This is a genomic window from Pacificispira sp., assembly GCF_965228185.1.
Lineage (GTDB): Bacteria > Pseudomonadota > Alphaproteobacteria > UBA8366 > Aestuariispiraceae > Pacificispira.
In genome coordinates, this window is sequence record NZ_CBDDHE010000004.1 from 135,712 (window position 1) to 160,261 (window position 24,550).

Sequence of the window (24,550 nt, forward strand, 5' to 3'; positions counted from 1 at the left end):
TCATTCCTTTCCGTTGCAGTTAACGGATCCGGCTGTCTCGGCGTCCATGCGGTCGATATCCGCTGCAAGTAGTGCGGCCGCTTTCACTAGGTCGCGTCGCCTTGTGGTTGGCTTGTGCCAGGATGCGTCCCAGGGCCATGGGGTGCTGTCTTTGATGGTGCCCTTGCTCGCGGCCTCAATCGCCCAAGAATGCGAGTCTTCGGTGGCGGCCCCGACTGCATAGACCGCAGCGGCCACGGACAGCTCCCCGTCGGTGTATTTGGCGTCGTGCTTCGGCGTCCAGCCTTCGACCTCGATCTGGCGGCGGCGCTCCGCCGCGATATCGTCAATCGCGCTCATTGGTCATATCTCCGTGGTCATTGGTTGTTGGGCAGGTTGCGATCCGCCTGACTCTCGTCGGCCGGCCGCGGCGATCGCGTCGCGTCTCAGAAGGGACAGGCGCCAGGTGGTGCGCTCGCGGCCGTCCCATGCGGTGAAGACGAAACACTTCGTCGCGTGGTCCCGGCGGTAGCGGCCGGCGCGGGTGGTTCCGTCCGGCGACCGGACGTCGACCGATCCGGTTCTGGCGAAAATGACGATCGGGGATGGCGCGTCGGTCATCGGTTATCCTTGTTTCGATAGCAGGGCATAGCGCGCGACCTCGCTCATGAGGCCGTCCTGTTCCAACAGTGCGGCGCGGTCTTTCAGCAGCCGTTCGAAAATCAACAGCAATCCGCCGCCGGCGCCGGTCCCGTGGGTCTCGATGATCTGCGCCAAATGCCCCAGGGCGCGATCCAGTCTATCGATCGTGACGGGCTCGGGTTTGGGTCGGCGGATGCGCATTGCGGCCGGCCTAACGTCCCGTCCGCGCGCGCCAGGCGCGGATCTCGCCGCCGGCCCGCCGCAGGTTCTGCGCCAGGTCCGGGGCGCGCCGATCCAGGACGTCCAAAAGCGGCCGGCAGGCGCGGGCGGCGCGGTCAAAACCGTCGCCCGCGGCGGAATAGGGCAGGATCATCGCAGTTTGCAGGCGGACAAACAGGCGCAAGGCGTCGTCGTCATAGGCCTCCAGATCCCCGGCGGTCAGATCGGTGAAGCGTCGCGCCTCGGTCATCGTCCGGCGTCCTCGCCCTGCAGATGCGGTGCAAGCCAATCCGCCAGATCGCCGAGCGTGGTCATGGCTTCCCGTTCCGCCTCGGTCATATCGACGTCGCCGGCCTCGATCTCCAGGGCGCGGATCACATCGCTGAATTGCAGGTCGTCGAGCAGGTCGTGGATGCAAAGGGTGGGATTGTGCGCCGGCCGCGCCGACACTCGGCCGCCGATATGGCCGCAAACCGCAAATAGCGCGCGGGTGAAAACCGCCCCGCGAACGGCGTTCGCGTCCCCATCGGTAGACTCGCTTCGATCCGTCGCCGGTGCGACGGCGGACGCCGGGTCGGGGACGTCGTCGGGCTTCGGCGCGGGGATCTTGGCGCCGGTCGCGAAAGCGGCCTTGACCGCATCGGGTGTCCCGAAGCGCAAGGTCGGCAGAACATAGTCCCGGCGGCGTTCGATATCCGCCTGGGGGCAATCGGTCAGACCCGCGCGGATCTCGATTGCCTCGCGGATTTTCTTGCCGGTCCCGGGTATCGATTGCAGACCGATCTCCGCGCCCGCGCGCTCATACCCGAAGGTGCGCAAGCCGTCCAAATCGCCGGGCCGTTCGCCGCCGCCGGCGCGCAGGGTCAGCCCGCGGCCCGCCTCGTCCCCGACCAGTCCCAAAGTGTGCGCGATCGCCAGCGATCCCGGCCGGTCGCCGAAATCCGTGTGGTATTCGTTATGCGAGCCGATCCGCAGGGCGACCAGGGCGGCGAACAGCTCTTTCGTTTCGGCAACGGTCAAGCCCATGATCCGCCGCCAGGCCGTACCCTCGTTGTCCGATGAAATTCTGTCCCGGCTGTACCGGTCGACCGGCAGGGCCAAACGCGTTCGGTACTTCTCAATCGTCGCGGCCGGCCGCGTCGCGGCGATGTCGTCGTCGGCGCATTTCTCCTCGCGCTTGATCTTCACCGCGTCGGTGCCGCCCAATAGCGCCAGAATTACCGCGCGCATCGCAAGGTGAGGATCTTGCGCCAGGGCGTCCTGCATCGCTTCTGTCTTGCGTTTCCGGGCGTGGATCAAATGGCCCTTGGTGCAGAGATCCCGCGGCGCCTCAGCCGGTCCGTCCCCGTCCTTTGCCGGCGCGGGCAGGGCGGCGGTCAGCTTTGCCGGTTCGGTCGGCTTTACCCGCCCTTCGATTACGGTGACGCGGCCGGAATAGTCGATCTGAATGATCGCGCAGCCTGTCGCCTTGTCCTGGGTCTTCGGCCAGTCATCGAAGTGCCGCGAGCCTTTGCTGCTGTTGTCGTGAACGATCACGCCGCCGCCCCACTTCTCGGCGAGGGCTTTCTCCTTCGCCTCGATCGCGGCGGCCTGCATCGTGTCGAACAGGGCGCGGTCTTCGAAATAGTCCTTGTCCTCGATGGTCCGGATCAGCCCGGTCCAGGCGTCGAGGGGGAAGAAGTTCAATCCAACCGGGATCAGGGACCGTTTAAGCGCGGTCTTGATCTGCTCAGCCGTCCGATAGTCGTAATGGTTCTGCGCGATCAATTGCACCGCGTTGATCTGGAATTCGTGCGGCGCGGCGGTCAGCGCGCGGGCCTGGGCCAGGGACAGGCGGTCGGCTTCTAGCGCCGCCTGAACGTCAGGGTGCAGCTTGTCGACCAGTTCCAGTCGCAATTGGATGACGCGCTTATCGGCCTTGGTCCGTTCGGCGATGGTCGCTGCCGGCACGTCCGTTCCGAACTCCGCGCGCAGAAGGTCTTGCAGCGCCTTATAGCCGCGCGCTTCGTCCATCGGATGCACGTCGCGGCGATCGCGGTTCTCCGACAGGGCGATCCCCAGCAATTCGGCGTCGGAAAGGCCGCGGATCTGAGCCGGGATCGCGATATCCGCGCCGTAATGCCCGGCCTCGATATTCAGCCCGGCCGCGCGATAGCGGCGTTCGCCGGCGGCGATTTCGAACTTGCCGGCCGCCGTCGGATGCGGCCGCGCGACGAGGTTCTGCAGGATGCCGCTGCCGCCGTCGCGGGCCTGGGCCAGCAGGGCGTTTGCCAGATCCTGCAAAGCCTCGGGCTCGAATTGCTTGCGCGGGTTCAGCGGCGACGGCGTCAGGCTATGCCAGGGTATCAGGCGCAGCGTCCCGGAATCGTGGTCCGGCAATTCCGGCGCGGCGCCGTAGAGAAGCCAATTCGTCGATCGCTTCACGCTGCGCGCCAGGGCGTCGCAGACCGCGACCTGCATCGTGTCCTGTTTGCGGTTCAGAAACTTGCTGATATTGCCCTGATCGATCCCGGCGGCCTTGGCGGCGGCGCCTTGGCTGCCGTGCATTTTGACGATTTCGGCGGTTCGGCCGCGGACGGCGTCCCAATCCAAAGCCGGTTGTTCGGGGGGGTCGGACGGAATCCGACCTTTGATCGCATTCATGGTCTCTCTCCAATGTCGGATTGGGGCGGGTCAGCCGCGCGCGGTGTCCCGCATAGCCGAATTTCGGATCGCGGCGGCCGCGGCGGCCTGGCTGGGCGCGTTTGGGTCGTTGCCGGCGAAGTCCGGACCGCAGGCGACGGCCCAATGCCCGCCGCACAGGATCAGGGTCGACCCGTCAGTGAAGCCGCGCCGGGTTTCGTTCGGCCCGGGCCGGGCGGTTTCCGGCGCGCTCATGCGCCACCCGCCCGCGAATGCCGTTCGCGGCCGATATAACCCAGCTCCGCCTGCCGCAGGATTTCGTGCCCCTTGCGCGTGACCGCGCCCCGGCCGTCCAGGTGGCCGGACCCTTCCAGGCGTCGGACGGCCTGGCGCGCGTTGTGGTCCAGGTAGGTGTTGCCGGATTGATACTTCCCGGGCGCGTTGATCGCGTTCCGCAGGATTTCCAAGCCGGCGGCGGTGACCGCGCGCCGCACCATGGCGGTACGGCGCGCGGTCGGGATGGCGGGCAGGGCGCGCATGTTACGCGACCCGCGCGGCGCTCTGGGACGCGGCGGTCAAGCCGCTCCGGTCGCGTCCGCCGGCGCTCTCCGCCATCACGGCCGGGGCGTCTGGCGTGCCGTCCCGGCCGGTCTCGGAAAAATCGACGATAGTCAGGAAGGCCGCCCGCTTCTTCGGCGGCATGGCGTCAATGATCGTGGCGATTTCGATCGCCCGGCGGCTGGGCGGCTTGCCATTCGCCTGCATCGGCCGCGCCTCGCCCAACCCTTCGAACAGCGCCGCGACCGGAACGTTAAGGATGTTGGCGGTCGCCAGCAGGCGGCTGGCCCCCATCCGGTTGGTCCCTTTCTCGTATTTCTGAACCTGTTGAAAGCTGACGCCGAGGCGCTCGCCCATCTCCGTCTGGCTCAGCCCCCGCGCAACACGGGTTTCGCGAACGATGCGGCCGACATGAATGTCAGTTGGGTGTGGCATAAATCTCTCTCTTTCCTGTGTAGGTAGTGGAGAGCATAATGGGAAAAATCACACCGTCAATATCAAAAGTGTGAAAAAACACACCATGGGAGATTTGCTAGATTATGATACCGCACGATAAACAGGTTAAAGGCATTGGGGAGTTTCAATTTTGACCATCATTCAGGAAGCGTTCGAGACCCTCAGAGGGGCCGCCAAAGAACGTGGCGTTATAATCCACTACGGAGAGACAATCGAAGAATACCGGTCACTCTGTCATGAGGGTGATTGCGTCCCCGGCGCGCCCTTCGAAGGTGTGGAGCCGGGCGGCTTTTTGTTTCTGGCGGGCCGACTGAACGGCGTATTAATGCACCGCCAGGCTTTCAGGCTGAAAATGCTTGCGGGCACCGCCGCCGACGACCTCGCTGGATTTTGGCTTCGCTATCATCAGAACGCGGCCGACGGTTCCTTGCCTGCAGAACCTTTCACGACAGCACCGGCCGCGCTCGAGCGGGGTGGTCGCGTGGCTTATCACGGAGACCTATGGATTGAACGTGGTGCCGGCGGTGTAGGGTTGCAGGCTCACCTAAGCGATATACTTCCCAAAATTGGACTGTTTCTCGCCGCCCATTACTGGGCCCCAAACACTATCTACGGCATTGTTGAGCCGCGTAAGGTGCTGACGGGCCTTGCGGCGAGGTGGGGTTACACCAGGATGCAGCCGGGCGCGATGCGTTGGGAAGTTGCGCCGCCTGATATCCCTCGGAATGAGTGGATTGTCGCAATTACCGACGCGGATCTCGAGCACCTGGCCGGGGAGATCATGGAATGGGGCTTGCCGGTCCTTTCAGGATGGTCGTCGCGCAAATGACCGGTAAGCCGGGGCCTGCCGCAGGGGCTATGGTCCGGTCATAGCGAATCCAGATTGGTTCGGGGAACAGTATTGTCTGAATCGCCGCCAGTACGCGGTCGCTTTGAGGGTTCTGCTCATATCGAGCCGTAGCATAGGGCGACTGGGCGGCGGCTTCATACGATTGGTCGGGTAGGGCGCCGGGCTTCTGGGCCCAATCGCGCCCGAATATCGCCGCCAATGGAGACCGGCGCCCAACATAGGCGGGCAGGTCGCCTTTTCCGTCTTCAGAAAGGCAGAATACTGAAACGCGCCTGTGATCGCGAAGTTCCGATAGAATTGAGGTCGCATCGGGAAGCGTTCGGCCATTTCTGACGCGCCAGCCATTCAGTAGATCCCGAGACAAAGCCGCCGGTCGAGAGGGATCTAGTTCTTGTTCACGCAATGCGCCAAGCGTCCTAATCGATGCCCATGTCATTAGCGTCTCTAGTCTGGTCTCTGTTGATCGTGGGTCCGGATGGAGTTCGCGAGCCCACGCGCCGCCATATCGGTACCGGATGCGCGTTGACCCAGGGTCGTTGAATTGGCGCCTCAAACTCAGAGCATTAGAAAGGGCCCGATCCGATACTCGTTCGAGATCAAAGGCGATTTCGCAGCCACTCAAAAACCGGTGCAGCCGCACCCAGGCGAACTGTCGGAATGGCGTTCCCAGATCGCGCAGGGCAAATGGATAAAGCGGGTTTGTGCGTATGACGCTTTGGGGAACGCTTACCGGGGGTCCACTGTCACCGATCCAGTAAACGCGCGCCTCGTCGCCGGCTGGAGTTAACGCCGTGTCCAGGTTGGCCGCCGCGCGGATTAGCATGCGTCGTCTTCTGAGGTGCGAACGGCATTCGCGATCCGTCGATAGAGCTTTATCCCGGACGCGGGGAGGGCGGGGGCCTGGCCTGGTTCGGCAAACAAGCGGTCTGGCGTAATTTCCAGGGCTATGGCTAGGCGAAGCGCCTCATAGGGTGTGATCGTCTCCGTTCCTTTCAAAATCGCTTTGAACCGGGTCGAGCCAATTCCCGCTGTTTCTCCAACATGGTCGACCGTTTCGCCGATGAGCGCGGCATGAAAGCCAACCGACCGGCGCAGCCGCGCCGGATCCCTCCAAATATCCGCCATACAAAAATGCCCCCAGAAAGTGCGGCGCTGCCAAATATTGCCGCGTTCCGGGTAGCGAAACACAGGCTCGTAACTGGTGCAATAATTTTTAGAATTCCCGAATATCTAGCAGAACCTTCTTGCCGCCGCGTTTTGGGTGGATGTATCGTAAAGGGTGTATCGTGTAGAAAAATCAATGAGAGGGAGTGCTATGTCAGCGGAAATGATGCAGTACGATGCTCAGAAGAAGTCAGCAGGGCTGGGCTATGTCCTGTGGTTCTTTCTGGGGTGGTTGGGGATTCACCGGTTCTATTGCGGAAAGACAAAGTCCGGATTGTTGCAGTTGTTCGCCGGTGTAGGGGCCCTGATTGTCATGATCGTGTCATTGGCCGGCGGCATGGCGGCGTCGATCTCCGGTGACAATGCGGCGGCGGAAGCGGCCGGAGGAACGACGGCGTTTGCCCTGCTGATTTGGGCCGTGGTCGCGATATGGGTGTTCGTCGACGTGTTCTTCGTCGGACGGTGGGTCTCTCGCCACAATATCGGTTTGGCGAACCGGTTGGGGTCTACGCCTGCGGTGCAGGCCTAAACGGAAGCGCGGTGTTTGTGGTACCGTATCGGGACGGGGAGGGGCAAATGTTCAGATTTTTGATTAGTTTGATCGGCTCAATTGTAGTGGCGGCCGGATTGGCCGGATGTAAGGACGAGGTCGCCTTTCATGTCTATTCACGGGACATGCAGGATGTAATTGCCGACCCCGAGGCGCGCGGCAAGGTTCAGGCCGAGTATGCGTCGGAAGTGTTGATGGGCGTTGAAAAATGTACCGCGCAAGTCGAAAAGTTGCTTCCGACGTTGGGGCAAATGCTTGATCTCGATGCTGATCGTCCAGGTTGGTGCGAGAAAAACGGCATATCCACTTTCCTTAGGGTCCGATTTTGGGTTCAGATTGTGAACCCGACGGTGGCGGACGTCAGCTATCAGGGGGTTGGCGTATTGTTGAGTACACGCGCGTCCGACGGTTCCTCGCAATTTAATCTGTACTTCCCCGATGAAGGGCAGCAAGCCCTTAAGGACGCGGTGGCGAGCGTGGTTCCGACGGCGCGGTTCGACCCTAGAGACGTTTCTTATCGAATTGTTCTCCATAACGATCTGCGCCAGCCGATCGAGCTCCGAACGGTAGCAAGTTATGTTGACGGGGAGATCGATTGGCCGGATGGGGCGCAGGGCTTCTACAATGTAAAGGATGTGGACACGCGCGCATCGGCGCATGTCCGTCTATCGGATTGGGTGAGGGATTTGACTTTGCTCAGCCCAGGCCAATTCGCGACTTTCTACTGGATAGAGAAGGACTAGCGGCCGCGGAGTGACTGCAGATCGTTCACTTCTTCGATCGCGTGTTTCACGGTCTGGCGTAGCTTGTCAGGGTCCGGCGCCTTCTGCTGTAGCGCGCCGTCGGCGAATGCTTTTGCAATGATCTCGAGATCGTAATCCGACGCGTCCGGGGGAACAGGTTGCTCCCCATCGCGGAAGACTTTCAGAAATTCAAGGGTAAGCCGAAAAACCAGGGCACGAGTGTCCTCGGTTATGGTCGGCTTCTCCCCGAGCAGCTCGCCAACAGTGCAATCAAGTTCTTCGGCGATACGTTGAAGCTTGTCGACGGTGACGCTTTGCTTCCGGCCGTCAAACAGATCCCGCAAATAGGTGTCTGACAGCTGGGCGGCGATTGCCAGCCGCTTCTGGGTAGACTTTTTTGCCACCATGCGACGGTAAATTTCCCGCGCTAACGGTGGCATGTGAGTGAGGTCTCGCGCTTTCATGCCTAAATACTGCGATTTTTCAGTCGTTTAGGTAAGATGTGAAAAATCCCATTGACTAATGGGTAAAATCACACTTTTGTTAGTGCCGATGACGATACGCCACAAAATATTGCGGTCGCTCGACGCGCATCGGCGGGCCCTGGGCCTGGATGTCACGCCGTATAGCCGGGAGGCGACCGGCGATCCGAAGTTTCTGGCGAACCTGGCGCGCGGACGTGGGGTCAGTTTTCGGTCGATCGAGAAGGCGGAAGAATTTCTGCGTCGCGATCCCGCTGGGCTCGATCTGTCCGCGACCGTTTTCTCTTCAGATACATCCGCCGACCGGGCGGAGGCCTTGGGCGATGCGTGACGGTGCCCGGCATACCCCGGCGATCGCCGGATCGGGGCGCGGGACGGCCGGGCGGGGCGTGCCGCCGCGTCGCGGCTGCGTCTGGGGTGCGTGGTGTGTGTCATGCGCCGATCGTCCCCGGACCGGGGAGGGAACGCCATGTCGATGATCGACACGATGACCCTCGACCAGGTGGAGGACCTTCTCGCGACGCGGCGGCGCGAGTTCTTCGGTCAATGGTCCGCCAAGGAACTGGCGCGAATGCTGGGCTGTGAGGTCCGCACGGCGCACGGATACAAGGCTGGGAACAATCCTGGCCCGGCCCAGGTTCAGGGCATGGTGCGGGTCTGGGGGCAAACCATTCTCGACGTGCTTTATGGGCCGCTGATGGACGCGCCGGACCTGGCGCTGATCGATCGCGTCGAGCGGGTCGCGCTCGAAACCGCGCAAATCAAACGGGATCTGGAGGAATTTTATGCGACGCTCGGAATGGGCCGCGACCGGATCGGCGCCGCGCCGTCTGACCGCGTCGGAACGCCTGGCCTGGATTGTGGCGGGGGCGGCGTCGGTGCTGAACCGGCTGTCGATGGGATTGACCATTCTCGCAATCTGGATCGGCGAACGGGGATGGCGCGGGCAGGGGCGGCACTCCGAGCGCTGACCGTCGCCGGCGTTTTCACCCTGGTCGCCGCCGCGCAAATGTCGGGAACGCTGCAAGCCGCCGATATCGACCTGCGCCGGGGGCCGTCCGGGCCGCCTAACATTCGTCCGCCGGTGTCGCGTGTCCTGCGCAATATCCGTGAGGTGTCGGTATGACCCTGCCGGCGCCTATCGTGACGGGGGAGGGCGGGGCAATCCGCCTGCAATTCTATCGCGGTCTCCCCGATGCGCTTGATCTGGTGATCTCGACGTCGACCGGTCGCGACCTGGCGGTTCGGTCGCGGCGTACGGGCGCGGAATATGCGAACTATGGCGCCATGGCGTTTCAGGTGTCGGCGCGGGACCGCGTCGGTCGCCGCTTCACCATCGTCGCGCGTCCGCGCGATCTGCTGTCCCTTTCCGCCGATCTGAATTTCGTCTTGGGCAAGGGGCCCGTCTGATGACCGGTGCGGCGGTTCATAACGCGCCTGCGGTCCTGTCGGCCAGTACGCCGCTTGCGGATCTGGAAAATGCCTGCCGCGCCGATCCGTCCAACAGCGCCGCGCGCATTCTCCATGCGATGGCCTGCGCCAATGCCGCGACGGGGATCGATTCCTGTCCGTATGCCGACGGTGCGCCGCGTCGTGACTGGATCGGCGTTTACCGCCGGGTCGAGGCCGAGGCGGGCGTCCGCCGGAATACCGCGCGCCGTCAGGGCGACGATCTGTGGTCCGACGATCCGGACGGGGAGTTTTAAGGCGATGCGGATCGACGACGAAGCCCTGATTGTCTGCCTTTGCGTCGCGGCGCTGATTTACTGCGCCATCGTTCCGGGCCGCGCGCCCATCTTGCCGGATCTGCCGCCGGCGCCTGTCACCGCTAAAGGAGATCCTGAATGGACGCGCCCTTGAACCCGATCGGTCCGCCGCCGGCCGTGCTGTTGATCGATAAGTCGGTCTTGTCGGTCGATCCGCGGTATCAGCGCAGCATGAGCGAAAAGCGCAGCGCCGCAGCGGTCGCGCGCATCGTTCGGGAGTTCGATTGGCATAAGTTTGGCGCCCTGGTTTGCGCCGACAATGCCGACGGCACCTATGTTGTGATCGATGGGCAGCATCGTCTGCATGCCGCCCTGGAAATCGGGGAAATCCGATCCGTTCCGTGCGTTGTACCGGATGCCGAGACCTTGAAAGAACAGGCCGAGGCCTTTGTCGGGATCAACAAGGGGCGTGTGAATATCAATCCCCTGCAAATTTTTCATGCCGAACGCATTGCCGGGGATGAAACCGCTTTGGCAATCGCAAGGGTGCTGGATGCGTCCGGCTGCTCAATCCCGCGAAACGTCAAGCACTCGTCGGCCATGCGCGCCGGTGAAATCCTGTCGGTTTCCGCCGTCGCGTCGGCGGTCAAAGTTTACGGGGAAGCGAAGGCGCGCCGGGCCTTGAGCATTCTGCGAGAAGCCTATCCAGAGGGCGGCGGTGACCTTCGCGGTCCCCTGATTGCCGGTGTTGTCCGTCTGATCGGATTGGCGGCCGTCGAGGCAAAATCCGGCGGCCCGGAAATCGACGATGCGCGCCTGGTGGCGGCCATTGCCGAACAAGCGGGAGAGGATTGGATTCGCGCGGGCCGGGCCCTGTCGGAGCATTTGGTGTCCACAAAGTTGCCGGATGCAATCCGAATGGTCGTCGTCAGGGCCTATAACCGCAATCTGCCACAAACGCGGCGGCTGCCCTGGGATCGTTGATCCGGTCCGCGTCATTTGTTCAACCGCAGTTTCAAGGGCCCTGGAATGATGTTCCGGTATCGCCACCATCGCGACGCGCAGAGCCGGGCATTTCTATGTACTGCGGATCAAATCCACGTCGATGGACAGCGCCTCGGCCGCGCGCGGTTCGAGCTTTCGGGACAGGCGCTTGCCCGTCCCGCGCTCGATCTGGCTGATATAGTTCGGCGTGACGCCGATCGCGGCGGCAAGATCCGCCTGGGTCAATCCGCGCCATTCGCGCAGCACTTTCAGCGGGGCCTCGCCGTCGGTCATGCGGCGCAACACGTCGAACGGGACCGTTTCCTCGCCGGTGCTGCGCTCCGCCATGGCGGCGTCAAACAGCTCCTCGTCCGTCGCGGCGGTTCCGGCCGGGTCCGGGTCGCCGAAGGCGGCGCGATACTCGTCAATCGGAATCACGGCGAAGGCCGGGCGTCCGTCGGCGTCGTGGATGATTTGTACCTTGGCCATTTCGATGACTCCTTAGCGTTTATAGATTTCGCCGCGCGGGGCGACATTCAAGACCAACAGAACCGTTCCGTCCGCCGTGAAGATCGCGCGCCATGCGCCAACCCGCAGGCGGTAGCCATCCCGGCCCGAAAGCCGAACCACGTCGTGACGGCTGGCGTCGGCGCCGGTGCGGGCGATATCGGCCAGCTTGTCCAGGATAGCGGTCGCGACATGCTTCGGCGCTTTCCGGAGGCCTTTGGCGGCGGTTTTGGTGAATTCGATTTGCATGTCGTTTCCTCGCTTCCGATGAAACAAACTATAACTTTTAGTGCGGGTAGCGGCAAGCGAAAAATCGCACTAAAAGTTATAATTTGTGAGAGTGCCCGTGCCGGTCTGGTCGACGGAGGCGCTTATGGGGGCTGAAGGTCGCGGGCGCCTGTTCAAGGAAAGCGGATATGAGCGCGAGCCGGATCATTGGTATGTCGATGAGCCCTGGGTCTCGGCGTTGCTGTTCGCGGCATTTCGCGACTTCGCACCGCTGATCTGCGATCCCTGCGCCGGGTCGGGGAATATCCCGAAATCGGCGCGGTCGTTCGGGTATGACGTCGTTTCAATGGATCTTCGGGATCGGGGCTACATCGCTTTGGATCGGGTCGGGAATTTTCTCGGCATGACGGATCTTCCGCGCGGCGCGGCCGGTGTCGCGGATTTCGTTTTCAATCCGCCCTATGACAGAGGCGTTCTGGCGATCGACTTTATCCGCCATGCGCTGACACTCACCCGGCGCTATGTCGCGGCGGTCGTCACCGAAAGCTTTCTGGCGTCGGAGGATCGCTATCTGGACTTTACCGAGGGCTTGCCCCTGGCCCGGGTCTGGGTGCTGTCCAGCCGACCCTCCATGCCGCCAGGCGGTCGCGGGATTAAACCGACTGGCGGGCAGACGAACTATCATTGGCACCTTTACGATCGCCTGCACCCGCCGGGCGCGCCCTGGCTGGGCGGTCACCTTATCCGGCCGGATGTGCTGCTGACTATGAGGAAGGCGGCCGGGCAATGACGGATCGGGCGAAAGACGGCGACCTGACGGCGCAACAGATCCGCGAAATGCTGGCGGATCGCGTGGAAACGGTCCTTGGGCGCGTCATGCCGGGGGCGCAGTGGCGCCAGACCGCGACGCAATGGCGCTGTGGCGGGCCGCATGGTGCGCCGGGCACGTCGTTTTGCGTCTATGTCGGGTCGCACGCCAAGGCGGGACGGTACCGGGATTTCGAGGGCGATCCGACCGGGCAAAGCGGGTCGATGATCGATCTGATTATGTTGGTGCGTGGCTGCGACCAGGCGGAGGCGTTCCGGTTCGCGCGTGAGGAAATTCTGGGCTATCCGGCCCGCCGCGCGCTGACGGTCGAGGAGCGCCGCCGGATCGAACGGGACAAGGAACAAGCGGCGGAAAGGGCGCGGGAACGCGAACGCCGTTCGCAGATCGAAAAGGCCAGGAAAGCGGAAAACGCCCGCGAGTTGTGGCGGCGTGTCGGACCGGTGCGGGGGACGGATGGCGAGATCTATTTCCGCGAACTGCGGGGCATTTCCGTTCCGGCGCCGTGCCGGTTCGTGCCGGCACTGCGCTATTGGGTCGAGGGGTCGGATAAGAAGCGGATCGACCTGGGCGCCTATCCCTGCATCGTGACGCCGATGATTGCCGACCGGGGCGGCCAGGCGTCGCTGACGGCCCTGCATTTGACCTATATCGATCTGGCCGCGCCTAAAGGGAAGCTGCGCCTGACGCATCCCGAAACCGGCGAAGGGGTGCCCGCAAAGAAGTTCCGGGGTGATCCGGCGGATGGCTGGATACGATTGACTTCGGCTCGGCCTGTCATGGCGGTTGCGGAGGGCATCGAGAACACGCAATCGGTCCTGGACGCCCGGCCCGATTGGGGCGGTTGGTGCGCGGGATCGTCGGGCCGGTTCGGGGTGTTGCGGTTCCCCGGCCTGGTGCGCCGTGTCGTCGGTTGCGGCGAGACCGATTCCGGGTGCGCCAAGGACGCTGCCGGCAACCCCGTATTCAAACCCGACGGATCGCCCTTGGTCCCGGCCGATGAAAGCCTGCGGCATGCCGCCCGGCTATGGGCGGATGGCGGCCGCCGCCGCGTGGATCTGGTCTGGCTGACGGGCGATGCAAACCATTTGACACTGTTACCCGGACGCGCGGCGTCCGGAAGGGGGTAGGTATGGCCGTCGAGGATCTGAGCGCCGAATTGGACAACGTCGCCGAAACCGTCGGCGATCCGCGCTTGGACGACTGCCCCGTCGTGCCCTTGGGTCATTTGGAGGGCAATTACTTCTTCTTCGACCGGGCCGGACAGTTACGGCGCATGACGGCGGCGAGCTTTTCCGAGAACGGTTTGATTGATCTGTTCGGTGGGGCGGTCTCTTGGCTTTCCGCCGCTTTTCCGAGCGAGCGCAAAGGGTTTCGCTTCGCAAAAGCGGATGCGGCGGCGTTTCTGATTGAGGCCTGTAACGCAGCGGGGTTTCTGTCCGCCGACCAGGCGCGGCGCGGTATGGGGGTTTGGCCTGTCGGCGAGTTCACGTCCGATAATCCGCGTGTGGTCTTGAATACCGGGCGCTATTGCGCCGATTTCGATCCGTCCGAAGGGTTGTTCGACGCGGCAATGCCGATCGCCGGCCGCCGCGTCGGAGATTATGTCTATCCGGTATCCAAGGATAGTTTTCCGCCGCCCGCGCGCGATGCGTTGTCCACCGCCGACGCCGCAACGCTATTCGAATTCATACGGGAAAGCTGGCAGTTCGAGAAACCGGAATTGGCGGCGGCCTGTCTATTGGGCGGGATCGGCGCGGGGTTCATGACCGGCGTTGTGCCCTTTCGTCCGCCCGTCCTACTGCAGGCCGAGGCGTCGTCCGGAAAATCGACCTTGATGAAGCTGGTCAAGCAACTCCTCGGGCCAATGGCGGTTTGGAAGGACAAGGCAACGGCGGCGTCGGTCCAAAAGGACATTGTCGGCGATGGCGCGCGGCCTGTCGTGCTGGACGAATTGGAAATGCCGTCGGGCGAAGATAGGAACGCCAGAATTCAAGAGCTGCTGGACGTCATTCGATCTGCCTATACACAGGGGCAGGGCGGTTATGCGCGGATGGGGGACGCCGGACGGCCATTGAACGCCTATTTCCTGGCTGGGGCGATCCAGCCGCCGCCATTGCCCCCTGCTGAGGCGACGCGGATTGTCGTGTTGCGCCTCAAGAAATTAGGAAAATCTGCCGATCTGACGGGGTTCGGGGACCGGACGGCGCACTATGCCGCGATGGGGCCGCGCCTCTTTAGGCGTGTGCTGGACGGTTGGGCGCGTTTCCCCGAAACCTTGAAGGCCTATCGGCGCTTGATCCTGCCGGCCTTTCCCGATGTCCCGCGCGTGGCGGACACGTTCGGAACGCTGTTCGCGCTGGCCGATATCATCTTGTTCGACCGTCTGCGGTCTGATGCGGATCTGCGTCAATGGGTCGACCTGGTCGACGAGGACGCGGTCGGTGTCGACGAAAGCGACGATAATGCGTCTTCGTGCTGGCACCATTTGATGACCTCTCATGCGGACAATTGGAATTCGGGTCGGCGCCGGCCGTTCTCGGATTTCATTGAGCATGCGCTGTCGAGTTTCCCTATGGCCGCCGACGATCGGGACGTGTTGCGCATGTCCGGTATCATGTTCACCGACAAGGACGGTCGAGTCGTCCGGGAACACTCGGACGTCGAAATGACCCATATCGCCATCGGGCGGCGGCACCAGGCGATCGTTCAGGTCTTCGCAAAGACGAAATGGCGGGACGGGGGCTATGAATCCGCCTTGCTTGGCTTGGAAGGGGCGGTTCGGTCCAAGTCATCGTTGAACTTCGGCGGCGGTGGTGGCGCCGACGCCTCGCGACGGGAACATCGGTTCCGCGCGGTTCTGATCCCGATCGATACCGCATTCCCGGAAGTGTCCGACCACTATGAAGGTGAAGCCGATGATCCGCCGTTCTAACCCCCTTTCCCCCATACCCCCTTTCCCCCGGACTATGCGCGGGCTGGATGTGCCGCGCGACGCCATCGTTACCGGAGGCGTTACGGCGTATCTCCCTGACAAATCAAGCGAAACCGGCCCGCGTAACGGCGTAACGGCGTAACGGGCAGGGCGTTCACGCGCGCGGGCGCGCAGGACGTAATTTCTCTAGTTCTCTCTTTAATTCCGTTACCAAGAGAGAAAGAGAAAGAAAGATCAAAGAGTTAGGCCGTAACAGTTTCGGTAACACCCGGTAACGGGCCACGAAATCTAGCAGAGAGGGCGAGATTATGCGGGACGGTGATAGCACGGATACGAAATCTAGCGGTTCGGGCGCAGGTCTGCGGCGCCTGGCGCGGGTCATTCCTGGGCAAGGCGGGCAGAATGATCTCGTTCAGACCAATCTTGAGCCAATGGCGGGCGGGAAAGGTGTCTGGATCGGGGGGCAGGTGCGGGTCATGACCTTGGGGGCGGCAGTCGCCGCCTTCGGACCTGGATTTGTCTCGCGCTTTGACGGGATGGGCGAAACGGCGTCGCGACATACCAAACGAAATTCGGGGCAGATCAACCTGACCAGCGGCGGGCAAGCGGTGAAGGATGAAATTTACCGGGCCCGCGAAACGATGCGCGCCATGCCGGCGCCGGATCATGTCCGATTTCTTCGCAAGGCACAGGGCTCGCAGATGGCGCAGTTCGCGCCGTCGGATTTTTTCAGCGCGGGCGCTTCGGCAGCGGATGTTTCGCGATTGGATAAGGTCTGGAACTTGCTGTTGGCCTGGGAACCGTCGGATATCGACTATCGTTTGATCTTGATTTGGTATGTGACCGGTGCGGGGTTCGCCGATATCGGCCGCAAGGTCGGCATTTCCCGGCAGGCGGCGAATAAGAAGCTAGATCGCGCATGCAATGCGTTGGCGTCGGACTTTTCCGGGACGAGCGTCGCCGTAGAAAGGCGCGGATAGCCGCAAGATATGGGGGCTCCCGGGATTTATTTTCATAGGGGTTGACGGGGTTGACAAATCAGGGGTAGTTTTCGGCCATGCTAGCGCGTCGTGTGGGTCGAAGGATCAGGGCGACGTCTAATTCGAAGAAAATGGTTCGGCTCGGAGCGTCTCGCCCGGGCCGTTCGTCGTTTCGGAGGGTGCTATGTGACCGCATGGACAGGGCCCGCCCCGCGCGGGTCCTTCCCGGCACCCTCACGTCATGCGGCGAGGAGACCCGCGGGGTTTCACTCGTCGGATGGGGTTTTGGGAGCCTCAACAACTCAACGAAAGGCTCAACAATCGCGGTGTTGAGGAATGTTGCGATGGGCGCGAACGGATTGGAACGGCCGATCTCGAAAGCGGATTTTGCGCGACGGCTGGAAATCGACCGCAGCAACATCACCCGTTGGATCCAAGAGGGCAAATTGCACGGTGCGGCACTGGTCGGGGATGGCCGCGGTCAAAAGATCGACGCGCGGGTCGCGCTTGAGCAGCTCGGCCGGTCGCTAGATCCTTTGCAGCGCGCGATCAACGGCCGCGCGGATCTGGATCAAGACGACGATGCGCCGGATTTCGATCTTCCGAAGCGCGACAACGTGGAACGCGTTCGGAACGATGGCCGGCCTTTGGGCAAAACGGACGAGCTGAAGCTAGAGCGCATCCGAGAGGCGCGGCTCAAAAACGAAAAACTGGAACGCGAAAGCCGCGCCGCGGCAGGGATCTATGTCCGCGCCGACGATGTGGCCCGCGCCTTGGGCGAGGGGCTGGCGGGCGTTGTTCGCCAGATCGAGGGCGGCTTGCCGGAAATCAGCGAGGACGTCGCGCAGGCGATCCGAGAAAACAGCGGCGTTACGGTCGAGGCCAGGGTGGTAGAGGTTGCCTTGTCAAACGCCTGGAACCGGCAACGTGACCGGATCGCGCGACATGGCGAAGCGATGTTATCCGCTTTGCCGGAAACCGTGACCGACAGGCTAGAGGACCCGGCGGAAGGCGTCGACGATGACAACGGGGATCGTCCTTCGAAATCTTGAACACCTTGTCGCGGCCACAATTGCCGCCGTTCTGCCGCCACCGCCGCCGCTCGACCTGAACCAATGGGCTATCGACAACATCGTCTTCGGAGGCGAAAGCCCGTATCCGGGACCGTACAACCCGGACAACGCGCCGTGGAACGCGACGATCTTCTCGGCGTTGGAACCGACCGATCCGTGTCGCGACGTTGTTCTGAAAGGGTCCGCGCAGTTCGGCAAGTCGGTCATCGGGCAAGTGTTTTGTTTGGGTACCGTGTCGACGCAAGAGGGGTTGTTTCTCTATACGCATCCCCAGGACGACAACGCGAAACGCTGGTCGCGTACCAAGCTGCGCCCGATGCTGCGAAAGTCGTCGGCGCTGACCCAGATTTTCGGTCCGGTGTCGGACCAGTCGCTCTTGTATATCGAACGTCGCGATGGGGCCGCGCAGATCCAGGTATCGGGCGCGCGTTCGGAATCGTCGCTGTCGATGATTACGGCCCGGCGCCAGGTGCAAGACGACCTGGCGAAATGGGAAACGAACGAGGCCGGCGACCCGGAGGAACAAGCCGATAGCCGGTCGGCGTCGGTGCGGAACCGCAAGACGCTAAAGGCGTCGACGCCGCTGATCGAGCCGGGGTGCCGCATCACCCGGGCATACAAGGCCGGGACGCGCGAAGAATGGGCCATGCCGTGCCCGCATTGCGGCTTTCGGCACCCGCTTCGGTGGGAGAACCTGCTGGAAAATCTGGATGAGGCGCATCCGGAAGCGGCGGCGTTTTCCTGTCCCGATTGCGGCGGCTTGATTGAGCAACACCATTTGCGGGGCATGCGGTCGAAAGGCCGCTTCGTCGCGGGCAATCCCGGCGCGCCGTCCCGGTCGTTCTATCTTTGGCGAGCGTTGTTTGGTGTCGATACCTTCGCGGATATCGCCCGGAAATGGCTTCAGGTCAAAGGCGACCCGGCGGCGGAACAGGTTTTCTACAACGATTGGCTGGGTCTCGCTTATGAGGCCGCCGGCCAGGCGCCCCCGGCGGAAGCCCTGCGCGACCGCGCGGTCGAAGGGCACCCGCGCGGGGTGATCCCGGCCGGGTTCCCGTTGCTGACGATCGGTGTCGACGTTCAGGGCGGGGACGCCGAACCGCGATTGGAATGCCAGGTCGTCGCCTGGGGGCCGGATCTGCGCCGTGCGATCGTCGATTACATCGTGATCGAAGGTCACATTCAGGATGACAAACCGCGCAAAGCGTTGGACGCGCTGCTGACGCGGACCTGGCGGAACGCCGCCGGCGGACGCGTTCAAGCGGATGCGATGGCGGTCGACGCGAACGCGTATACCGAGGACGTCATGGACTGGGTGAAACGCCACCCGGCCTCGAAAGTGATCGGAATTCGCGGATCGAACCAAGAGACCGCGCCGCCCCTTGCGGAAGTGAAATACGAACGCGACCGCCGCGGCCGGAAGAAGCGGTTCGGGAAACGGTTCAAAGCGGTCGGCGTCATCGGGATGAAAGCGGCGTTCTATCGTCTGCTGGAAAAAACCGATCCGCTATCGCGCGGCTATGTCGCGCTGCCATCCGGGATGGAAGACGTGTTTTTCGAGGGACTAACCGCCGAAAGGCGGGTGCGTCAGGCGAAGCGCGGCCCGAATGGACAAGAGCGGTGGAAATGGGAGGTTCGGCCCAACACCCGCAACGAACCGCTGGACACGATGATGTACGCCGAGGCCGCCGCGGTTTTCAAAGGATGGCGGCAAAACCAGCGTCACGAGGAATTCTGGGACACGCTTTGCGCGGAACGCGAGGCGCCCGTCGGCCCGCCCGGCGCTCAGCTCGATCTAGAGGATCTCGCTGTGCCGGCCGCGAACGCCGTTCGCGGACAGGGTTCGGAACAGGATGGAACGCCGCCGAGGAAAGTCGCGCGGCATAGGGATCTGGCATGACACAGGACAAGGCGACGCTTCAAAAGTGGTTGAACGACGCCGAAGTGGCGTTGCAGGAGCTGACGACCGGACTTCGGCCGGTGACCGTCGCCTATGGCGGAAACTCGGTGACCTATACGGCAGCCGATGAAACGGCGTTGCGCCGCCGGATTTCGGAGCTTCGCATGCAGTTGGGGCTCGGGTCCGGCCGCCGGCCGATCCTTCCGTATTTCTGAAACGCATTTGGCGATTGGCACCATGGCCGCATTGTCCCCGATCCTCGGCGCGGATGGCGCACCGATGCGCCGCGCCGCGTCGGATATCCGCGACACGACTCATGAGGGCGCGTCGCGAATGTCGCGCGAAACCGCCCGCTGGCATGCGCCGATCCTGTCGGCCGATGCGGGTTTGCTCTATGAGCGGGATACCCTGGTCTCCCGCGCCCGTGACCAGGCCGCCAATAACGGCTGGGTGGCGGGCGGTCTGCAGCGGCAGCTCGACGCGGTTATCGGACAAGGGCTGAGGCTCCGATCCAAGCCGAACTGGCGCGCGTTGGGTTTGTCGTCCGAATGGGCTTTTGAGTTCGCCGACCAGGTCGAGGCGAAATGGCGCGAGTACGCCATGGACCCGCGCTGCTGGATCGACAGCACGCGCCAATCGACCTTTGCCGGCTTGTGCGGCACGGCGTTCCGTCATCGCGTCGTCGACGGCGAAGGTTTGGCGGTGCTGCATTGGATTCCGAACCGGGGCGCCCGCTACGCCCTGGCGGTGGAACTGGTCGATCCTGACCGCCTGGCCAATCCGATCGGCGCGGCGGATTCGAACGTCCTGCGCGGCGGGATCGAGCTCGACGGTTACGGAGCGTTCATCGCCGCGCATATCCGGAAATCGCACCCGTCCGATATCGGGTTCCGGGCGGATGGCTACCAGGTGGAGCGCGTTGCGCGGTTTACGCCGTGGGGCCGTCCCCAATGTGTTCACTTCTTCGAACCTGAACGCGCGGGTCAGCATCGCGGGAAATCCATGTTGGCGCCGGTTCTCGCCAAGCTTCGGATGGGGGACAAATACGACAAAACCGAATTGCAGGCCGCCGTTCTGAATGCCGTCTTCGCGGCATTCATCCAGTCGAAGGCCGACTCGCAAATGGTCTCCGAGCTGCTGGATGGTGGTGACGGTTTCGGCGACTACCAAAAGGAGCGTGCCGCATTTTATGGCGAGCGCGCGATTACCGTCGACGGCGTTGCAATCTCGAACCTGTTTCCAGGCGATGAGGCTACATTCCCGAATGCGGCGCGGCCGCATAGCGGTCATTGGCCGTTTATCCAGACCGTGCTGCGGTCAACGGCCTCCGCGCTTGGGATTAGTTACGAGCAGCTGTCCGGCGATTGGTCCGCCGTGAACTATTCGAGCGCCCGGGCCGCCCTGATCGAGGTCTGGCGGTTCCTGGATGCGCGGCGCTTTTACTTCGCGCAGAGCTTCGCGACACCGATCTATGCCGCCTGGCTCGAGGAGGCGATCGACCTGGGCGATGTGGAACTGCCGCCGGGCGCCCCGGATTTCTATGAAGCCATGGGCGCCTATACCGATTGCGAATGGTTGGGACCGGCGCGCGGCTGGGTCGATCCGACCAAGGAAGCGCAGGGCGCGTTGATGCGGATCGACGGCCAGATTTCGACAAGCACGATCGAGGCGGCGATCCAGGGCAACGACTATGACGACGTTCTAGAGCAGCAGGCGCGGGAGCGGGCTCGACGCCAGCAGTTGAACCTGCCGGACCCAGGAGCCGGGGCGCGCGGGCAGGCGCCAGTGGAACACGCATCGGACATTGAGGCGCGTGAGGGGCAAAAGCCATGAAGTCACAGCCCTATCCGCAACTCGCGTCCCGTGTGCTGAACCGTCCCCTCTTGATGGGGCCGGAACGGCTGCAGCCGCTTCTCTCGGTGCTGGGGCCGCGCCTGGGGTTTGATAGCGTCTGGATCGACGGCGCGCGCCTGCCGCTTGCGGCGCCGGCCTTCGCCTTCGATCTCGACGCGGACGATCCCGGCGCCGCCGAACCTGCGCTGGAGAAACTGTACCCGGTTGTCGGCGGTGTCGCCGAGATCCGGATCGAGGGGACATTGGTCAACCGCGGCGCATGGATCGGCTCCTATTGCGGGATGACCAGTTACGAGGGGCTGCGCGCGCAACTGACGGCGGCCTATCACGATCCGGATGTGCGGGCGATCCTATTGGATATCGACTGCGGCGGCGGCGAGGCGGCCGGATGTGCGGAACTGGCGGAGCTGATCGAGGCGATCGCCGGTGAAATGCCGGTATGGGCATGCCTTGCGGACGAAGCATTGAGCGCGGCCTATTGGCTCGCCTCGGCGGCCGGGAATGTCTATCTGCCGCGCCTCGGTGAGGCCGGTTCGATCGGCGTCTGGTGTCTGCATATGGACATGTCGGCGCGCCTCAAGGGTGAGGGGCTTAGCCCGACCTTGATCCATGCCGGCAAGCACAAGGTCGACGGTCATCCGTTCGCGCCGTTGGGCGAGGATGTCCAGGCCGATTGGCAGGCCAGCGTCGACGAAACGCGCGCCGTCTTCGCGGATGCCGTCGCGCGTTATCGCGATCTGTCGGTCGCCGATGTTCTGAAAACCGAAGCCCGCATTCTGCGCGGGCCTGCCGCCGTGTCGGCCGGTCTCGCTGACGGGATCAAGGATCGCTTTCGTGCTCAGTGGGAATTGAGCGCGTCCCTGTCGGCCGCCCGGGGCGGCTGATTTCCACAATGGAAGGAATGGTTATGAAAAACTCGCTGCTTGCGTTGATGGGCAAGCGCGCGAAGCGCGCCGCCGATCCGGACGATCCGGAAAAGGACGAGGACGAAACCGCCGCCGGTCCCGAAGACGAGGACGAGGAGGAGGGCGCGGAGACCGAAGTCGAGGACGAAGACGAGTCCGCGGCCGATGCGGAGGACGAGGACGAAGACGAGCCCGTCGCCGGCGACAAGGAAAAGTCCCGCGACTATCGCGCCGGCCTCAAGGCGGGTGTCCGCCGCGAGCGCCGCCGCACCGCGACTGTACTCGGCGACCCGAAGGCAAAGGGGCGTGAGGGACAGGCCGCGATGCTGCTGGCCGGTTCGAACATGAGCCCGGCCAAGATCCTCGGCATTCTGCCGACCTTCGCGAAGTCCGGCGGTCTCAGCGCCGCGATGGACAAGATCGATCGTCCGGATCTCGGCCCGTCGGCCTCCGCGCCTGCTGGCACCAAGTCCCTCGCGGACCTGCAGCGGGAACGTATCGCGGCCCGCGCCGAGAGCCGCCGCCGGTAACGCCGGCACCAATCGCGCCGCAGGAAGTGCCCTCGGCGTTTCTGAAAATCACTTTGGAGAAATGCCATGGTTACGAAAGTTGAGCCGGCCTATCCCGGCGATTGGTTGCTGCGCGAGGCGGACGATCACCGCAGCCGCGCGGCGCGTACTTTTCTGGCTGGGGACGGCGCCGATCTGACGATCAAGGCCGGTACCGTTCTGGGCCGCGTCCTGTTCGCCGATCCCGTTGTCACGGATGTCGGCGGCGGCAAGGGTGCGGTCGGCGGTGTCGTGCTTGGCCGCGCGGCCGTGATTGGCACCTACACCCTGACCTGTATCGCCGCCGCCGCCGATGGTGGCCGGTTCCAGGTCGTGACGCCGTCCGGTGTCGCGTTGGCCGACGCTTTGGTCGGCGTCGCATACGCGAACGATCATATGGGCTTCACGATCGCCGACGCCGCGACGGATTTCGAGGTCGGCGATACCGCGACGATCGCGGTTTCCGCCGGGTCGCTGAAACAGGTCCCCTACGACCAGGACGGCACGCACGGCGAACAGATCGCGGACGCGGTGAACTTCGCGCTGCTGACCGTGCCCGATGGCGAAGACACCAAGGGTCTGGTCATCACCGGCGAGGCGATCGTGAAGCGCGGCGGCCTGGTCTGGCCGGCCGATATCGACCCGGCGGAGCAGGATATGGCGGAAGCCGACCTGGCCGCCCGCGGTTTCCAATTCCGCGACCGCGGCTAAGCCGGCGGACGCCAACCCAATTTGCCGGCACCCGACGGGGTCGGCCCTGTGAAAGGAGTAACGGTCATGGATCTGACCCCGGATATGTTCGGCCCGAATGGGTTGTTCTCGACGACGTCCCTGACGAACGCGATCAACGTCATCCCCAATGAGTACGGCCGACTTCAGGAAATCGGCCTGTTCGGCGAGCCGCGCGGCATTGCGACGACGACCGTCGTCATCGAACGCCGGCACGGCAAGCTGAACCTGTTGTCGACCAAGACGCGGGGCGAACCGGCGCCGGCCAACGAGCGCGGCAAGCGCGACGCAATCAGCTTCGTCGTCCCGCATATCCCGCTGGACGACATTCTGAAGGCCGAGGACTTCCAAGGGGTCCGGAAGTTCGGCAGCGCCAACGAATTGGAGCCGCTGCAGCAGAAGACCATGGAAATTCAAGAATCCATGGCGAAGAAGCATTTTATCACCTGGGAATTCCACCGCATCGGCGCCATGTCCGGCAAGGTCCTGGACGCCGACGGATCGGTCATTCACGATCTTTACGAGACGTTCGGCATTACCCAGAAAGTCGTCGACTTCAAACTGGGCACGGCGGGTACGGCGGTTCGCACCAAGTGTTTGGAAGTCAGCCGCCATATCGAGGACAATCTGCTGGGCGAGACCATGACCGGCGTTCGTGGCATGGCCAGTCCCGAATTCTTCGACAAGCTGATCGAGCATGAAAGCGTCAAGGAAGCCTTCATGTATCATTCGGAAGCGACGGACAAACTCGGCGGCGATCCGCGCAAGGGGTTCAAGTTCGGCGGTATCACCTTCGAGGAATATCGCGGCAGTGCGGGCGCGCTGAATTCCGACGGCACGACGACGACACGGCGTTTCATCGCCGCCGGCGATTGCCGGTTCTTCCCGGAAGGCACCCAGGAAACGTTCACCCATCATTGTGCGCCGGGCGATTTCGTCGAAACCGCCAACACCCTGGGCCTGCCGCTTTATCAGAAGGCGGAACCGGGGAAGATGAACCGTTGGATCGATTTCCACGCCCAGAGCAACCCGCTGTTTCTCTGTCTGCGTCCGGAAATTCTGGTCCGCGGTCATTCGTCGGACTGACCTTCCGGCGTTACCGATTGCCTG

Annotated in this window: 33 protein-coding genes; 21 read left to right on the forward strand and 12 right to left on the reverse strand. The window is 63.2% G+C overall.

Annotation, left to right across the window (positions count from 1 at the left end; all coding sequences use genetic code 11):
* From ACO06O_RS08845 to ACO06O_RS08880, 8 genes are read right to left on the reverse strand one after another with little or no spacing between them, the layout of a single operon-like run.
* The gene (locus ACO06O_RS08845) at positions 1–339 is read right to left on the reverse strand and encodes a hypothetical protein (protein WP_421878355.1); all 339 of its coding nucleotides are present in this window, start codon (positions 337–339) and stop codon (positions 1–3) included.
* A gap of 3 nt (positions 340–342) precedes the next feature.
* Positions 343–600, reverse strand: coding sequence for a hypothetical protein (locus ACO06O_RS08850; RefSeq protein ID WP_421878356.1), 258 nt, complete (start codon positions 598–600; stop codon positions 343–345).
* Between the two features lie 3 nt (positions 601–603).
* Positions 604–822 carry a hypothetical protein gene (locus ACO06O_RS08855; protein ID WP_421878357.1) on the reverse strand — a complete coding sequence of 73 codons (219 nt, stop codon included), beginning with the start codon at positions 820–822 and terminating at the stop codon, positions 604–606.
* 10 nt (positions 823–832) lie between these two features.
* Positions 833–1,090 carry a hypothetical protein gene (locus tag ACO06O_RS08860; protein WP_421878359.1) on the reverse strand — a complete coding sequence of 86 codons (258 nt, stop codon included), beginning with the start codon at positions 1,088–1,090 and terminating at the stop codon, positions 833–835.
* Complete coding sequence (locus ACO06O_RS08865; protein WP_421878361.1) at positions 1,087–3,483, reverse strand: ParB/RepB/Spo0J family partition protein; 2,397 nt, start codon at positions 3,481–3,483, stop codon at positions 1,087–1,089. The genes ACO06O_RS08860 and ACO06O_RS08865 overlap by 4 nt, the downstream gene beginning before the upstream one ends.
* Before the next feature lie 30 nt (positions 3,484–3,513).
* Complete coding sequence (locus ACO06O_RS08870; RefSeq protein ID WP_421878363.1) at positions 3,514–3,717, reverse strand: hypothetical protein; 204 nt, start codon at positions 3,715–3,717, stop codon at positions 3,514–3,516.
* A complete protein-coding gene (locus ACO06O_RS08875; RefSeq protein ID WP_421878365.1) occupies positions 3,714–4,001 on the reverse strand; it encodes a hypothetical protein in 288 nt (95 codons plus the stop codon). The genes ACO06O_RS08870 and ACO06O_RS08875 overlap by 4 nt, the downstream gene beginning before the upstream one ends.
* A 1-nt stretch (position 4,002) precedes the next feature.
* Positions 4,003–4,455, reverse strand: coding sequence for a helix-turn-helix domain-containing protein (locus tag ACO06O_RS08880; protein ID WP_421878367.1), 453 nt, complete (start codon positions 4,453–4,455; stop codon positions 4,003–4,005).
* Positions 4,456–4,606: 151 nt separating this feature from the next.
* On the opposite strand from ACO06O_RS08880, the gene ACO06O_RS08885 reads away from it, so the two are divergent.
* Positions 4,607–5,305 carry a hypothetical protein gene (locus ACO06O_RS08885; RefSeq protein ID WP_421878369.1) on the forward strand — a complete coding sequence of 233 codons (699 nt, stop codon included), beginning with the start codon at positions 4,607–4,609 and terminating at the stop codon, positions 5,303–5,305.
* A gap of 837 nt (positions 5,306–6,142) precedes the next feature.
* Here the strand turns inward: ACO06O_RS08885 and ACO06O_RS08890 are convergent.
* Positions 6,143–6,451: a hypothetical protein gene (locus ACO06O_RS08890; protein WP_421878371.1), complete on the reverse strand. Its 309-nt coding sequence runs from the start codon at positions 6,449–6,451 to the stop codon at positions 6,143–6,145.
* A gap of 190 nt (positions 6,452–6,641) precedes the next feature.
* On the opposite strand from ACO06O_RS08890, the gene ACO06O_RS08895 reads away from it, so the two are divergent.
* Positions 6,642–7,019, forward strand: a complete 378-nt coding sequence (locus ACO06O_RS08895) for a TM2 domain-containing protein (RefSeq protein ID WP_421878374.1) — start codon at positions 6,642–6,644, stop codon at positions 7,017–7,019.
* Between the two features lie 47 nt (positions 7,020–7,066).
* Entirely contained in the window at positions 7,067–7,783 is a 717-nt protein-coding gene (locus tag ACO06O_RS08900; RefSeq protein WP_421878377.1) for a DUF7424 family protein, read from the forward strand.
* Here the strand turns inward: ACO06O_RS08900 and ACO06O_RS08905 are convergent.
* Complete coding sequence (locus ACO06O_RS08905; RefSeq protein ID WP_421878380.1) at positions 7,780–8,190, reverse strand: helix-turn-helix domain-containing protein; 411 nt, start codon at positions 8,188–8,190, stop codon at positions 7,780–7,782. The genes ACO06O_RS08900 and ACO06O_RS08905 overlap by 4 nt on opposite strands.
* Before the next feature lie 145 nt (positions 8,191–8,335).
* Here ACO06O_RS08905 and ACO06O_RS08910 point away from each other — a divergent pair, with 145 nt between their 5' ends.
* The 6 genes from ACO06O_RS08910 to ACO06O_RS08935 all read left to right on the forward strand — a co-directional run bounded on the left by ACO06O_RS08910 (position 8,336) and on the right by ACO06O_RS08935 (position 10,955).
* Complete coding sequence (locus ACO06O_RS08910; protein WP_421878384.1) at positions 8,336–8,596, forward strand: hypothetical protein; 261 nt, start codon at positions 8,336–8,338, stop codon at positions 8,594–8,596.
* A 138-nt stretch (positions 8,597–8,734) separates the two neighbouring features.
* Positions 8,735–9,391, forward strand: a complete 657-nt coding sequence (locus ACO06O_RS08915) for a hypothetical protein (protein ID WP_421878386.1) — start codon at positions 8,735–8,737, stop codon at positions 9,389–9,391.
* Positions 9,388–9,675, forward strand: a complete 288-nt coding sequence (locus ACO06O_RS08920; protein ID WP_421878388.1) for a hypothetical protein — start codon at positions 9,388–9,390, stop codon at positions 9,673–9,675. The genes ACO06O_RS08915 and ACO06O_RS08920 overlap by 4 nt, the downstream gene beginning before the upstream one ends.
* Entirely contained in the window at positions 9,675–9,971 is a 297-nt protein-coding gene (locus ACO06O_RS08925) for a hypothetical protein (protein WP_421878391.1), read from the forward strand. The genes ACO06O_RS08920 and ACO06O_RS08925 overlap by 1 nt, the downstream gene beginning before the upstream one ends.
* A gap of 4 nt (positions 9,972–9,975) precedes the next feature.
* Positions 9,976–10,125: a hypothetical protein gene (locus ACO06O_RS08930; RefSeq protein WP_421878394.1), complete on the forward strand. Its 150-nt coding sequence runs from the start codon at positions 9,976–9,978 to the stop codon at positions 10,123–10,125.
* Positions 10,110–10,955 (forward strand): DUF6551 family protein, encoded by an 846-nt coding sequence (locus tag ACO06O_RS08935; RefSeq protein ID WP_421878396.1) that lies wholly within the window; start codon positions 10,110–10,112, stop codon positions 10,953–10,955. The genes ACO06O_RS08930 and ACO06O_RS08935 overlap by 16 nt, the downstream gene beginning before the upstream one ends.
* Positions 10,956–11,048: 93 nt before the next feature.
* Here the strand turns inward: ACO06O_RS08935 and ACO06O_RS08940 are convergent, their stop codons facing one another.
* Positions 11,049–11,444 (reverse strand): helix-turn-helix transcriptional regulator, encoded by a 396-nt coding sequence (locus ACO06O_RS08940; RefSeq protein ID WP_421878399.1) that lies wholly within the window; start codon positions 11,442–11,444, stop codon positions 11,049–11,051.
* A 12-nt stretch (positions 11,445–11,456) separates the two neighbouring features.
* Entirely contained in the window at positions 11,457–11,711 is a 255-nt protein-coding gene (locus ACO06O_RS08945; RefSeq protein ID WP_421878402.1) for a type II toxin-antitoxin system RelE family toxin, read from the reverse strand.
* A gap of 124 nt (positions 11,712–11,835) precedes the next feature.
* On the opposite strand from ACO06O_RS08945, the gene ACO06O_RS08950 reads away from it, so the two are divergent.
* The 12 genes from ACO06O_RS08950 (at position 11,836) to ACO06O_RS09005 (ending at position 24,526) form a co-directional block, all read left to right on the forward strand.
* Positions 11,836–12,480, forward strand: a complete 645-nt coding sequence (locus ACO06O_RS08950; protein WP_421878404.1) for a hypothetical protein — start codon at positions 11,836–11,838, stop codon at positions 12,478–12,480.
* Positions 12,477–13,646 (forward strand): DUF7146 domain-containing protein, encoded by a 1,170-nt coding sequence (locus ACO06O_RS08955; protein ID WP_421878407.1) that lies wholly within the window; start codon positions 12,477–12,479, stop codon positions 13,644–13,646. The genes ACO06O_RS08950 and ACO06O_RS08955 overlap by 4 nt, the downstream gene beginning before the upstream one ends.
* Before the next feature lie 2 nt (positions 13,647–13,648).
* Positions 13,649–15,451, forward strand: a complete 1,803-nt coding sequence (locus ACO06O_RS08960; RefSeq protein ID WP_421878410.1) for a hypothetical protein — start codon at positions 13,649–13,651, stop codon at positions 15,449–15,451.
* Positions 15,452–15,759: 308 nt separating this feature from the next.
* Complete coding sequence (locus ACO06O_RS08965; RefSeq protein WP_421878412.1) at positions 15,760–16,431, forward strand: hypothetical protein; 672 nt, start codon at positions 15,760–15,762, stop codon at positions 16,429–16,431.
* Between the two features lie 344 nt (positions 16,432–16,775).
* On the forward strand, positions 16,776–17,483 hold the full coding sequence (locus ACO06O_RS08970) for a hypothetical protein (RefSeq protein ID WP_421878415.1): 708 nt from the start codon (positions 16,776–16,778) through the stop codon (positions 17,481–17,483).
* Positions 17,452–19,404 (forward strand): phage terminase large subunit family protein, encoded by a 1,953-nt coding sequence (locus ACO06O_RS08975; RefSeq protein WP_421878418.1) that lies wholly within the window; start codon positions 17,452–17,454, stop codon positions 19,402–19,404. Before ACO06O_RS08970 ends, ACO06O_RS08975 begins: the two co-directional genes overlap by 32 nt.
* Complete coding sequence (gene gpW / locus ACO06O_RS08980; protein WP_421878421.1) at positions 19,401–19,619, forward strand: gpW family head-tail joining protein; 219 nt, start codon at positions 19,401–19,403, stop codon at positions 19,617–19,619. The genes ACO06O_RS08975 and gpW overlap by 4 nt, the downstream gene beginning before the upstream one ends.
* Before the next feature lie 22 nt (positions 19,620–19,641).
* The gene (locus ACO06O_RS08985; RefSeq protein ID WP_421878424.1) at positions 19,642–21,237 is read left to right on the forward strand and encodes a phage portal protein; all 1,596 of its coding nucleotides are present in this window, start codon (positions 19,642–19,644) and stop codon (positions 21,235–21,237) included.
* Positions 21,234–22,142 (forward strand): S49 family peptidase, encoded by a 909-nt coding sequence (locus tag ACO06O_RS08990; protein ID WP_421878427.1) that lies wholly within the window; start codon positions 21,234–21,236, stop codon positions 22,140–22,142. The genes ACO06O_RS08985 and ACO06O_RS08990 overlap by 4 nt, the downstream gene beginning before the upstream one ends.
* Positions 22,143–22,165: 23 nt before the next feature.
* Positions 22,166–22,693: a hypothetical protein gene (locus tag ACO06O_RS08995; protein ID WP_421878430.1), complete on the forward strand. Its 528-nt coding sequence runs from the start codon at positions 22,166–22,168 to the stop codon at positions 22,691–22,693.
* 66 nt (positions 22,694–22,759) lie between these two features.
* Complete coding sequence (locus ACO06O_RS09000) at positions 22,760–23,422, forward strand: head decoration protein (protein ID WP_421878432.1); 663 nt, start codon at positions 22,760–22,762, stop codon at positions 23,420–23,422.
* Positions 23,423–23,488: 66 nt separating this feature from the next.
* A complete protein-coding gene (locus ACO06O_RS09005) occupies positions 23,489–24,526 on the forward strand; it encodes a major capsid protein (RefSeq protein WP_421878435.1) in 1,038 nt (345 codons plus the stop codon).
* The last annotated feature ends 24 nt before the right edge of the window (positions 24,527–24,550 follow it).

What these genes read in the sequence shown, in the direction of transcription:
- ACO06O_RS08895 (WP_421878374.1), top strand. Translation starts at nt 6,642, where the DNA reads ATGTCAGCGGAAATGATGCAGTACGATGCTCAGAAGAAGTCAGCAGGG.
- ACO06O_RS08900 (WP_421878377.1), top strand. Translation starts at nt 7,067, where the DNA reads ATGTTCAGATTTTTGATTAGTTTGATCGGCTCAATTGTAGTGGCGGCC.
- ACO06O_RS08945 (WP_421878402.1), bottom strand. Translation starts at nt 11,711, where the DNA reads ATGCAAATCGAATTCACCAAAACCGCCGCCAAAGGCCTCCGGAAAGCG.
- ACO06O_RS08965 (WP_421878412.1), top strand. Translation starts at nt 15,760, where the DNA reads ATGCGGGACGGTGATAGCACGGATACGAAATCTAGCGGTTCGGGCGCA.
- ACO06O_RS08925 (WP_421878391.1), top strand. Translation starts at nt 9,675, where the DNA reads ATGACCGGTGCGGCGGTTCATAACGCGCCTGCGGTCCTGTCGGCCAGT.
- ACO06O_RS08865 (WP_421878361.1), bottom strand. Translation starts at nt 3,483, where the DNA reads ATGAATGCGATCAAAGGTCGGATTCCGTCCGACCCCCCCGAACAACCG.
- ACO06O_RS08920 (WP_421878388.1), top strand. Translation starts at nt 9,388, where the DNA reads ATGACCCTGCCGGCGCCTATCGTGACGGGGGAGGGCGGGGCAATCCGC.
- ACO06O_RS08870 (WP_421878363.1), bottom strand. Translation starts at nt 3,717, where the DNA reads ATGAGCGCGCCGGAAACCGCCCGGCCCGGGCCGAACGAAACCCGGCGC.
- ACO06O_RS08985 (WP_421878424.1), top strand. Translation starts at nt 19,642, where the DNA reads ATGGCCGCATTGTCCCCGATCCTCGGCGCGGATGGCGCACCGATGCGC.
- ACO06O_RS09005 (WP_421878435.1), top strand. Translation starts at nt 23,489, where the DNA reads ATGGATCTGACCCCGGATATGTTCGGCCCGAATGGGTTGTTCTCGACG.
- ACO06O_RS08955 (WP_421878407.1), top strand. Translation starts at nt 12,477, where the DNA reads ATGACGGATCGGGCGAAAGACGGCGACCTGACGGCGCAACAGATCCGC.
- ACO06O_RS08890 (WP_421878371.1), bottom strand. Translation starts at nt 6,451, where the DNA reads ATGGCGGATATTTGGAGGGATCCGGCGCGGCTGCGCCGGTCGGTTGGC.
- ACO06O_RS08880 (WP_421878367.1), bottom strand. Translation starts at nt 4,455, where the DNA reads ATGCCACACCCAACTGACATTCATGTCGGCCGCATCGTTCGCGAAACC.
- ACO06O_RS08930 (WP_421878394.1), top strand. Translation starts at nt 9,976, where the DNA reads ATGCGGATCGACGACGAAGCCCTGATTGTCTGCCTTTGCGTCGCGGCG.
- ACO06O_RS08845 (WP_421878355.1), bottom strand. Translation starts at nt 339, where the DNA reads ATGAGCGCGATTGACGATATCGCGGCGGAGCGCCGCCGCCAGATCGAG.
- ACO06O_RS08855 (WP_421878357.1), bottom strand. Translation starts at nt 822, where the DNA reads ATGCGCATCCGCCGACCCAAACCCGAGCCCGTCACGATCGATAGACTG.
- ACO06O_RS08960 (WP_421878410.1), top strand. Translation starts at nt 13,649, where the DNA reads ATGGCCGTCGAGGATCTGAGCGCCGAATTGGACAACGTCGCCGAAACC.
- ACO06O_RS08875 (WP_421878365.1), bottom strand. Translation starts at nt 4,001, where the DNA reads ATGCGCGCCCTGCCCGCCATCCCGACCGCGCGCCGTACCGCCATGGTG.
- ACO06O_RS08970 (WP_421878415.1), top strand. Translation starts at nt 16,776, where the DNA reads ATGGGCGCGAACGGATTGGAACGGCCGATCTCGAAAGCGGATTTTGCG.
- ACO06O_RS08905 (WP_421878380.1), bottom strand. Translation starts at nt 8,190, where the DNA reads ATGGTGGCAAAAAAGTCTACCCAGAAGCGGCTGGCAATCGCCGCCCAG.
- ACO06O_RS08940 (WP_421878399.1), bottom strand. Translation starts at nt 11,444, where the DNA reads ATGGCCAAGGTACAAATCATCCACGACGCCGACGGACGCCCGGCCTTC.
- ACO06O_RS08850 (WP_421878356.1), bottom strand. Translation starts at nt 600, where the DNA reads ATGACCGACGCGCCATCCCCGATCGTCATTTTCGCCAGAACCGGATCG.
- ACO06O_RS08935 (WP_421878396.1), top strand. Translation starts at nt 10,110, where the DNA reads ATGGACGCGCCCTTGAACCCGATCGGTCCGCCGCCGGCCGTGCTGTTG.
- ACO06O_RS08990 (WP_421878427.1), top strand. Translation starts at nt 21,234, where the DNA reads ATGAAGTCACAGCCCTATCCGCAACTCGCGTCCCGTGTGCTGAACCGT.
- ACO06O_RS09000 (WP_421878432.1), top strand. Translation starts at nt 22,760, where the DNA reads ATGGTTACGAAAGTTGAGCCGGCCTATCCCGGCGATTGGTTGCTGCGC.
- ACO06O_RS08860 (WP_421878359.1), bottom strand. Translation starts at nt 1,090, where the DNA reads ATGACCGAGGCGCGACGCTTCACCGATCTGACCGCCGGGGATCTGGAG.
- gpW (WP_421878421.1), top strand. Translation starts at nt 19,401, where the DNA reads ATGACACAGGACAAGGCGACGCTTCAAAAGTGGTTGAACGACGCCGAA.
- ACO06O_RS08950 (WP_421878404.1), top strand. Translation starts at nt 11,836, where the DNA reads ATGGGGGCTGAAGGTCGCGGGCGCCTGTTCAAGGAAAGCGGATATGAG.
- ACO06O_RS08995 (WP_421878430.1), top strand. Translation starts at nt 22,166, where the DNA reads ATGAAAAACTCGCTGCTTGCGTTGATGGGCAAGCGCGCGAAGCGCGCC.
- ACO06O_RS08910 (WP_421878384.1), top strand. Translation starts at nt 8,336, where the DNA reads ATGACGATACGCCACAAAATATTGCGGTCGCTCGACGCGCATCGGCGG.
- ACO06O_RS08975 (WP_421878418.1), top strand. Translation starts at nt 17,452, where the DNA reads ATGACAACGGGGATCGTCCTTCGAAATCTTGAACACCTTGTCGCGGCC.
- ACO06O_RS08915 (WP_421878386.1), top strand. Translation starts at nt 8,735, where the DNA reads ATGTCGATGATCGACACGATGACCCTCGACCAGGTGGAGGACCTTCTC.